This is a genomic window from Mesorhizobium sp. M7A.F.Ca.US.006.04.2.1 (genome assembly GCF_004022915.1).
Taxonomy (GTDB): Bacteria; Pseudomonadota; Alphaproteobacteria; order Rhizobiales; family Rhizobiaceae; genus Mesorhizobium; species Mesorhizobium ciceri.
Window position 1 is genome coordinate 1 of the sequence record NZ_RZQA01000948.1, and the last position, 2,256, is coordinate 2,256.

At 63.1% G+C, this 2,256-nt stretch carries 4 protein-coding genes; all 4 read left to right on the forward strand.

What is annotated here, in order from left to right; genetic code table 11:
• The coding region (locus EN925_RS41095) for an RES family NAD+ phosphorylase (RefSeq protein ID WP_164894549.1) at positions 1 to 166 on the forward strand (166 nt) is incomplete at its 5' end.
• A 72-nt stretch (positions 167 to 238) separates the two neighbouring features.
• Positions 239 to 571: a metalloregulator ArsR/SmtB family transcription factor gene (locus EN925_RS32640; RefSeq protein ID WP_013530549.1), complete on the forward strand. Its 333-nt coding sequence runs from the start codon at positions 239 to 241 to the stop codon at positions 569 to 571.
• Positions 572 to 663: 92 nt separating this feature from the next.
• Entirely contained in the window at positions 664 to 1,728 is a 1,065-nt protein-coding gene (arsB, locus tag EN925_RS32645) for an ACR3 family arsenite efflux transporter (protein WP_164753639.1), read from the forward strand.
• Positions 1,725 to 2,147, forward strand: coding sequence for an arsenate reductase (glutaredoxin) (gene arsC / locus EN925_RS32650; RefSeq protein ID WP_127368564.1), 423 nt, complete (start codon positions 1,725 to 1,727; stop codon positions 2,145 to 2,147). The genes arsB and arsC overlap by 4 nt, the downstream gene beginning before the upstream one ends.
• Positions 2,148 to 2,256 lie beyond the last annotated feature (109 nt).

The following is a 2,256-nucleotide window of genomic DNA, read 5'->3' on the forward strand; positions in this document are numbered from 1 at the left end:
GGTGTGGAACAGCGTGCGCATGCCGGGCGGCGGCTGCATCGGCATCTTCTGGCCCGACGTCATTGCCGTTCCAGTGCAGGGCCGCCACTACAGCTACCACTGGGATGGTGCCCGGGTGGACTTCGTGCGCCAGCACGATACGGGAAAGGTGCTGGCCGTCACGTGATGGTGGGCGGACCCTTTACGGATCGTGGGGGAGTCGGTATTCACGAATCCATAAATCCAAGGATTCGGATATATGAATAGGAAGGGTACTTTGAACGCGCTGGCCGCACTTGGCCAGGAGACGCGGCTGGATGTCTTCCGGCTGCTCGTGCGTGCCGGCCCGGAAGGCATTCCAGCCGGCGAGATCGCAACGAGGCTGGACACGGTCCAGAACACCATGTCGGCGCATCTGAAGGTGCTCGCCCATGCCGGGCTGATCCGTCCCGAACGCGACGGAAGGACCGTGCGCTATGTCGCCGACATGACCGGCTTGCGCGACCTGCTGGCCTATCTGATGGAAGATTGCTGCAATGGCGCGCCGGAGCTCTGCCGCCCGGTCATCAATGCCGTGACCTGTGACTGCTGAGGGGCTTGTGACTGTCCGCCGCGCGCCGTTCGAACAAGGAAGCCATCATGACCGATCATGCTCTGAACACAGCTGAGGCGGTGCGGCCCGGCATCGGCTTCGTCGAGAAATATCTGACGGTGTGGGTGGCACTGTGCATCGTCGCGGGCATCGCGCTTGGCCATCTGCTGCCGGGCGTGTTCGGCGCCATCGCGTCGGCCGAGATCGCCAGGGTCAACATTCCTGTCGCCGTGCTGATCTGGCTGATGATCGTGCCGATGCTCTTGCGCGTCGATTTCGCCTCGCTGGCCAAGGTCGGCACCTATTGGCGCGGCATCGGCGTGACGCTGTTCATCAACTGGGCGGTGAAGCCGTTCTCGATGGCGCTGCTGGGCTGGCTGTTCATCGGCTGGTTGTTCCGGCCGTGGCTGCCCGCCGTGCGGATCGATTCCTACATTGCCGGGCTGATCATCCTTGCCGCGGCGCCCTGCACGGCGATGGTTTTCGTCTGGTCGAACCTGACGCGCGGCGAGCCGAATTTCACGCTGTCGCAGGTGGCGCTCAACGACGCTATCATGATCGTTGCTTTCGCGCCAATCGTCGGCCTGCTGCTCGGCCTGTCGGCGATCACCGTGCCATGGGGCACGCTGATGCTGTCGGTCGCACTCTACATCGTCGCGCCGGTGATCGTCGCGCAGTTGGTTCGTGGCCGGCTGCTGGCAGCGAGGGGACAGGCCGGGCTTGAGGCCCTGCTTGCCACGCTGCAGCCTCTGTCGCTGGTTGCCTTGCTGGCGACGTTGGTGCTGCTGTTCGGCTTCCAGGGCGAGCAGATCATTGCGCAGCCGTTGGTGATCGTGCTGCTGGCAGTGCCGATCCTGATCCAGGTCTACTTCAACTCCGGTCTTGCCTATCTGCTCAACCGCCTCAGCGGCGAACGGCACTGCGTGGCTGGACCATCGGCGCTGATCGGCGCGTCGAACTTCTTCGAGCTGGCGGTGGCCGCCGCGATCGCGCTGTTCGGGCTGAATTCTGGCGCGGCCCTTGCCACTGTGGTCGGGGTGCTCATCGAGGTTCCGGTCATGCTGTCGGTGGTGTGGATCGTGAACCGCAGCAAGGGCTGGTACGAGATGGGCGGCGCCGTCCGGAATACCATGTCGGCTGAGAGGACCCCGAAATGACCATCACCATCTACCACAATCCCAGTTGCGGCACGTCGCGCAACACGTTGGCCATGATCCGCCAGTCGGGTGAGGAGCCGGAGGTGATCGAATATCTGAAGACGCCGCCATCGCGCGAAAGGTTGGTCGACCTGATCGCGGCGATGGGCATCACACCGCGCGACCTGCTGCGCGAGAAGGGCACACCCTATGCCGAACTCGGCCTTGCCGACCCGAAATGGTCCGACCAGCAGATCCTCGATTTCATGCTGGCACATCCGATCCTGATCAACCGGCCGATCGTGGTCAGTCCGCTCGGCGTCGTGCTGGCGCGGCCGTCGGAAAAGGTGCTGGACATTCTGCCCAATCCGGACATCGGCACGTTCACCAAGGAGGATGGCGAGGTGGTCATTTACGCCTCGGGCAAGCGCGCCGGCTGATGCTATTTCCATATTTTTGAAATTGGGTTGACGGCGCGAAAAGTGCCGCGTAGCTTATTTCCATGAAACTCGAAAAAGCAGCCGCGCAGCTTGAAGCGCTCGGCAATCC